We start from the raw sequence: 6,187 nt of genomic DNA, 5'->3' as shown, positions 1-6,187 counted from the left end.
GACCGGCTCTCTTTCACCCGCAGCATCCGCCTCGCACGCCGACAGGTCACCGCGCAGGCGGCCTTTTCCCCCTGACCACCTGGCCGCCTCCCTCGTCGAGGGCCTGCGGGAGATAGCCCGCCACCTGCTGCCCCTGCGCCGTAGGCGCTTCAACCCCCGTGTCATCAAACGCAAGATGTCCAATTTCGGCGTCAAACGCGACGAACACCGGCGCCCTCCCCAGCCCGACCGGAGCCCTGCCGAGGCCGTGGCCATCGCCCCGCACTGGCGCACAGCCCCAATCAACCCACCGACCAAAGTCCCAAGAAGCTGGGACCCGATTCCTTAAGTCACTGGTATTGGGGTTAACCTCCGCCTCGGTCCATGCCGCAACACTGAACCGACCCCCCGGCTTCAGCACTCGCGCCATCTCGTGGGCGGTCGCCACCGGATCGCCCACGAGCAGTGCGCCCATGCGCGACACAGCAGCGTCGTTGCCGGCGTCTGGCACGTCTAGTTTCTCCATGCCTGCGACATGGAACTCCGACCGTTCGGCAGGCACTCGACGACGGGCCAGTTCAAGCAGCGTCGGTGCGTCGTCGACCCCGATGATGCACCAGCCAGTCGAGCAGCGGACTGTCGCACGGCATGCTCCTCGCGCGTGGGACGCCGTCGGCCGGCAGGGGATCAGCATCCAGCCGGCTCGGGATCGTCCTACCGCCGAGCACCTACAGCCGTCCCCGGCGTGACCGACTGCATCGGACAACACCGAGAATGCGGCCTGTGCACCGCCCCTGGCTGCGCGTGCGCATCAATGTAGGAGCAGACGCCGCCCCAAACCACACCTGATCAACGCCGGTTCACAGGCACGCCGCGCGGTCCCGGCACGAGCCGACCTCCGTGACCGCGTCAAGGCGTGCCGACACCTGTCGCCTTGGCTCTGCTTTCACGCCGCACCTGCCACCGCGCCGAGGCCGAAATGGCGTGCCCACGCACGGGTTGTCCGGCGTGGGCACGGGGCGGGCATCTGCGAGGTCGGCGACGTTTCCTTCATCTGGCACGCTTCGGCTTCGTCAAAGGAACATCGTACGAAGGCCTGGAGGTCAGTCCGTCTTCGCCGCGCGGCCGAGACGCAGGGCCGAGATGAGGAAGAAGATGGCGCCCGGGATGGCGTAGCCGACCGCGTTGCTCAGCTTGGGGTCGTCCGCACCGGCCGACGCGATGAACGACGCGCCCGCCAGCACCGAGATGCCGCCGCTGAGGATCATCGGCCACTGGCCGCCCATCGAGCGTCGGGGAACGGCGACGATCAGCTGCACGAGGCCGGCCACGACGGCCCAGGCGCCCCATACACGCAGCACAGCCGGAATGCCGGACGCGCAGGCGATGCCGAGACCGATGGCAGTGGCGAGGCTGACGGCGACGTTCACGTACAGCAATGTGGGCGATCCCGTGGTGCGCGAGACCTTGGCGTCGTAGATGGCGGCGCCGACGTCGAACAGCGGGTACAGCACCAGAAGTACGGCTCCGACCGGGGTGATCTTCGAGGCCATCGTGAGCATCACGCCGGCCCAGACGATGGCGAAGGCGAACCGGACGAAGTAGAGCCTGCGCAGAGCGGACGCGGTCTCAGAGATGCCGGACGGGGCAGCGAGGGTGCTCACTGTGTTCCTTTCGATGGTCGGGAAGGGAGGACCAGTGACCGTGCACTCGAACGCCGATGGATAGACGACTGTGCGACCGAGACCATATGGGGATTTCGATCGGTGGAACGACCGGTCCGTCACGGCAGCATGCCAAGATGACAGCCTCACGTCAATACAGAACGTTCTACCCGGCACGCTATCTAGTAGATAGAACGATCGGTCTTGACAGGTAGCACGCCGATCGGGACACTGCATAATACCGAACGTTCTGCCTCACTCGGGGCCTCTGCCAGGTACCCCATTGACATCGGCCTCCTGCCCGCTCCCCATGAGCGTGGATTCTCCGTAGGGCAGGCGAACGAATACACTCACGATCGCATTAGGGACAGAAGATGACGGACATCGTGTACGCGGGCGTTGCCACCTCCACCAGCGAGGGCCGAGCCGGAGGCCGGGTTCAGACCGACGACGGCCTCCTCGACCTCACCCTGGCGATCCCGAAGGAGATGGGCGGCCCTGGCGGCGCCACCAACCCCGAGCAGCTCTTCGCCGCCGGGTGGTCCGCCTGCTTCCACTCCGCCCTCAAGGCTGTGGCCGCCCAGCAGAAAGTCGAACTGGCCTCCTCGACCGTCATCGCCGAGGTGAGCGTCGAGAAGACTCCGGAAGGCGGCTTCGGCCTGAGTGCCACCCTGCACATCGACCTGGCCGGCGTCGAGCAGGCAGTGGCAGACAAGCTGTCCGAAGCAGCTCACGCGATGTGCCCCTACTCCAACGCGACACGCGGCAACGTCCCTGTCGACCTCGACGTCACGGTTGCCTGACCCGTAATCGCACGGATCTGCCTCTTCACGGCGTCAGACAGTACGCCGGGAACCCGGCCGCGTTTCCCATCCCACCATCGCTTGATTTGCTCGTTCTCCGGTCGCTGCGGGCAGTCGCCTGATCACCGACAGGTGATCGAGGATGCGGAAGTACTCGAGCTGCCGGACGTCCATGCGGCGCTTCCCACTCGCCGCATGGCCGATCGGCGCGCAGGTCAGCGGTGCGGACAGCGTCGGCGGCGCGGCGCGGTTTCCGTCGTGGACGCCGTTCGGCAAGGATGACGGGTCATGACGATCGTGTTCCGGGTCCCGGCCGGTGGTGCGGAGCGGGTGGGGTTCGCCTATTCGCCGGCGATGGAGGCCGTACTGAGTCTCCATGTGCTGGTGGAACCCAAGCACCACCCCGTGCAGCACGGCTGGGTGCGTGCGATGCGCAAGCTGTCCCCGGCGTTGAAGCGGGAGATCGAGGCGTTCTCTTATGCGGTGCGCTCGTACTTCCCCGAGTCTCTCTTTCCGCAGGCGACCGGCGGACTGACGGACTTCGAAGGCGAACTGGCCGGCTTGCGCCGGGCGGATCCTGGGCTGGTCCGCCTGGAGTTCGCCGTCCCTCTGCTCACGCCCTGGCCGGGCGGCGGCGAGGGCAGGGATCCACACGTGCTGGACGAACCGGAGGTACGCCGTCTGGTGCGGGAGCGCCTTGCACGGGAAAGTGACGACGCGACGATGGCCGCGATGCTCCTGGACGACCCCAGCGCGCTGCTGGAGCGGTTCCTGAGCATGCTGGAGCGCTACTGGCGGGAGGCGTTCGAGGAGGAATGGGCACGGCTTGAGCCCGAACTCGCTGCCGGCGTCAGCGAGGCCGGACACCAGATCGAGCAGCGCGGCCTGTACGGGATGCTCCGCGGCCTGTGGCCGGAGGTGCGCAGCGATCCGCGCGCCGAACGCTTCTGGCTGGAGCGGCCGCACGACCATGAGGTAGCCATCGGACCGGACGACACACTCGTGCTCGCCCCCAGTGCCTATGTGTGGCCGCACGTACGCGTCAACTGCGACGGCCCGTGGCCCCTCGGGCTCGTCTTCCCCGTCTCCTCGATCGTCCGGGAAGCCCGCCCGAGGATTCCGCCGGCCAAACTCGTCGGCACGCTGCGCGCGCTCGCCGACGACACCCGGCTGCGCGCCCTGCGACTGCTCGCCGAACGCCCTCGCAGCACACAGGAGTTGGCGCCGCTCGTCGGTGTCAGCGAGGCCGCCCTGTCCAAGCACCTGCGAGTGCTGGCGGACGCGGGCCTGCTGGAGCGCCGTCGCGAGGGCTATTACGTCCTGTATCGGCTTGCGCCCGGACAGGTGGCGGGCCTGACCCCCAGCCTGGAGAGCTTCCTGCACGGCGACGGCGACGGCGAGGTGACGTAGAACGACTGATTAGCCATCTGCCTAATAAGTGGATCAGACCCGCGGCGGGATCCGACAGTGGCCGCATGTCACTGCTGAGGGACCGCAACTTCCTGCTTCTCTTCGCCGGTCAGGGCATCTCCCGCTTCGGCGACGGTTTGTACACCGCCGCGACCGCCTGGCTGGCCTGGTCGCTGACGAAGGACCCCACGGCCGTCGCCCTGGTGAGCGTCTCCGCGTTCGCGCCCGCGTTTGTGGCCACCTTCGTCGTCGCCTCGTACGCCGACCGCCGTGACCGCCGGAAGCTGATGATCGCCACCGACCTGGCCCGGGTCGCCGTGGTGGCCGTGGCCTCGGTCCTGCTCTCCCTCGGCCTGCTGAACCTGCCCCTGCTCGTGGCGACCACGGCGCTGCTGGCGCTGATCGGCGCCCCGTTCGCCCCGGCGCGCAACGCCATCGTCACGCAGATCGTGCCGGAGGTGGACCGCCTGCAGCAGGCCAACGGACTGCTGCAAGTCGCCTTCCGGGCCGCCTTCTTCGTCGGCCCGCTCATGCTCGCGCCGCTGCTGGCCTTCGGCTCGCTGCAGTCGGTGCTGGTGGTGAATGGACTCACCTTCCTGGGCTCGGCGGCCGCCGTGGCCGCCATCCGCGTCACCCGCTCCGCCCCGACCGGCGGTCAGACGGGGCTGTGGTCCGATCTCGGCGCCGGGCTCAGGGCCGTGCGGGCCGCTCCCGACGTACTCGTGGTCATCGTGACCTTCGTGCTCGCCCTCACCCTGACCAGCGGTTTCCTGACCGTCGGGCTTGTCGCGGTCGTGGGACAGGGCGGCCAGTACGGCCTGCTGCTCGGCGTCGCCGGGGTCGCCGAAGTGGTCGGCGCCCTGCTCCTGGCCGGCCTGCGTATCCGCAGACTCGCCGTGGCCGCCGTGCTGGCGTGGGCCCTGCTCGGGATCTTCCGGGCTCCCCTGGGCACGGTCACCTCCCCTGCCGTGGCGGCGCTTCTCCTGACCGCAACGGGACTGGCCTCCGCCCTCACGGACATTCCCTTGATCGCACTGGTACAGCAGCGCATACCGAGCCATCACCTGGCGAAGGCGCTCGGCCTGTGGGAGGCCGGCGTGGCAGGAGCCCTGTCCATCTCCCCCTTCGTGGCCTCGACCGCCATCACCCTCGCCGGAGTCGAGAACGCCTTCCTGCTCTCGGGAGCCGCCGTGGTCGTCCTGACCGTGACCGCCACGCTCACCCTCGCCCGCGTCGGCGCACGGCAGCCCGGTCAGGAGCCCTTCCTCACGGCCGACGGCACGGAACGCGTCGCGGCGCCAGAAGAGACAGCGGTGATCACGGTCAAACCGGAGTGACTGCGCGGATCAGCTCAGGACGCTGAGGACGTGGACAGTGCCTCGCGCCTCTGACGGCCGGGGGCGGGCAGAACGCGGTGCTCTGTCGGACGCGGAGCGGGAGCGGCTCCGGCCGTTCCTGCCGGTCAGCAAAGGTCGCTGGGGGCGGTGGCGTGATCGCCGGCAGGTGATCGACGCGATCTTGCATCGGGTGCGGACCGGGGTGCACTGGCGCGATCTACCAGAGCGGTTCGGGCGTGGAAGACGGTCTACGAGCGCCATCGGCTTTGGTCGGCCGACGGCGAGGACGGGAGCGGTCAGGAGTCACGGGCAGGACCCGTCGGTGGCGCACGGCGCGCTCCCTGACTCAGGGTGACTGCGGGGCGCCGTACCGCAGGCCGTCGAAGAGGAGGGCGGTGATCTGCCTGGCCTCGACCAACCAGCCTTCCGTGGCACGCATTCCGCAGATACCACCCAGTGCGCGCAACAGGGTGGAGCCTGTGACGTCGTCGCGGACGGTGCCGGCCGCACTGCCGGCTTCGAGCAGCAAGGAGAGGGCGTTGGCCATACGGGTGCGCGCGTCGTCGAAGACCGGTGAGTCCGTCGCCATGATGCTTTCCAGCACACTGGACATCCCCCTGCCCACCGCCGCGTGGTCCACCAGCAGCAGGAGGAAGCGCCGCAGCGCCTCCTCCGGGGCGTATTGGTCCAGCAGGACGCCGGGCGTGGCGCACAGGTCGTCGACCTCTTTGCGGTAGACCTCCTCGATCAGCGCTTCGCGGGTCTCGAAGTGGCGGTAGAGCGTGCCCACGGCGACGCCGGCGCTGCGGGCGATGTCCTCCACGTGCGCGTCCGTGTCGCCGCCGAGGAACGCCTGGCGGGCCGCGGACAGCAGTGCCTCGCGGTTGCGTCGCGCGTCGGCGCGTAGCGGGCGTGATGACGGCAAGGAACCTCCATAAGGTGAGTCCGGCTCCGTTTAGGTGTACCGTTTCCGGAGTCAGGTTCATCTTACTGA

Annotated in this window: 6 protein-coding genes and 1 pseudogene; 4 read left to right on the top strand and 3 right to left on the bottom strand. The window is 68.6% G+C overall.

What is annotated here, in order from left to right; all coding sequences use genetic code 11:
* Positions 1-46: 46 nt before the first annotated feature.
* Both H293_RS61870 and H293_RS0145825 read right to left on the bottom strand, forming a co-directional pair.
* Positions 47-673: a class I SAM-dependent methyltransferase gene (locus H293_RS61870; RefSeq protein ID WP_078612906.1), complete on the bottom strand. Its 627-nt coding sequence runs from the start codon at positions 671-673 to the stop codon at positions 47-49.
* A 409-nt stretch (positions 674-1,082) separates the two neighbouring features.
* Positions 1,083-1,643, bottom strand: a complete 561-nt coding sequence (locus H293_RS0145825) for a hypothetical protein (RefSeq protein ID WP_020124477.1) — start codon at positions 1,641-1,643, stop codon at positions 1,083-1,085.
* 374 nt (positions 1,644-2,017) lie between these two features.
* Here H293_RS0145825 and H293_RS0145820 point away from each other — a divergent pair, with 374 nt between their 5' ends.
* The 4 genes and pseudogenes from H293_RS0145820 to H293_RS61865 all read left to right on the top strand — a co-directional run.
* Entirely contained in the window at positions 2,018-2,446 is a 429-nt protein-coding gene (locus H293_RS0145820) for an organic hydroperoxide resistance protein (RefSeq protein ID WP_020124476.1), read from the top strand.
* Between the two features lie 288 nt (positions 2,447-2,734).
* Positions 2,735-3,856 carry an ArsR/SmtB family transcription factor gene (locus H293_RS0145810; RefSeq protein WP_020124474.1) on the top strand — a complete coding sequence of 374 codons (1,122 nt, stop codon included), beginning with the start codon at positions 2,735-2,737 and terminating at the stop codon, positions 3,854-3,856.
* Between the two features lie 65 nt (positions 3,857-3,921).
* A complete protein-coding gene (locus H293_RS0145805) occupies positions 3,922-5,193 on the top strand; it encodes an MFS transporter (protein WP_020124473.1) in 1,272 nt (423 codons plus the stop codon).
* A 37-nt stretch (positions 5,194-5,230) separates the two neighbouring features.
* Positions 5,231-5,475: pseudogene (locus H293_RS61865) on the top strand (transposase); the annotation flags it as partial.
* Positions 5,476-5,539: 64 nt separating this feature from the next.
* Here H293_RS61865 and H293_RS0145800 read toward each other — a convergent pair.
* Positions 5,540-6,118, bottom strand: coding sequence for a TetR/AcrR family transcriptional regulator (locus H293_RS0145800; RefSeq protein ID WP_020124472.1), 579 nt, complete (start codon positions 6,116-6,118; stop codon positions 5,540-5,542).
* Positions 6,119-6,187 lie beyond the last annotated feature (69 nt).

The sequence above is a fragment of the Streptomyces canus 299MFChir4.1 genome (genome assembly GCF_000383615.1).
Lineage (GTDB): Bacteria > Actinomycetota > Actinomycetes > Streptomycetales > Streptomycetaceae > Streptomyces > Streptomyces canus_C.
The sequence above is the reverse complement of the archived record's forward strand: the minus strand, read 5'-3'. Positions and strand labels throughout refer to the sequence as shown.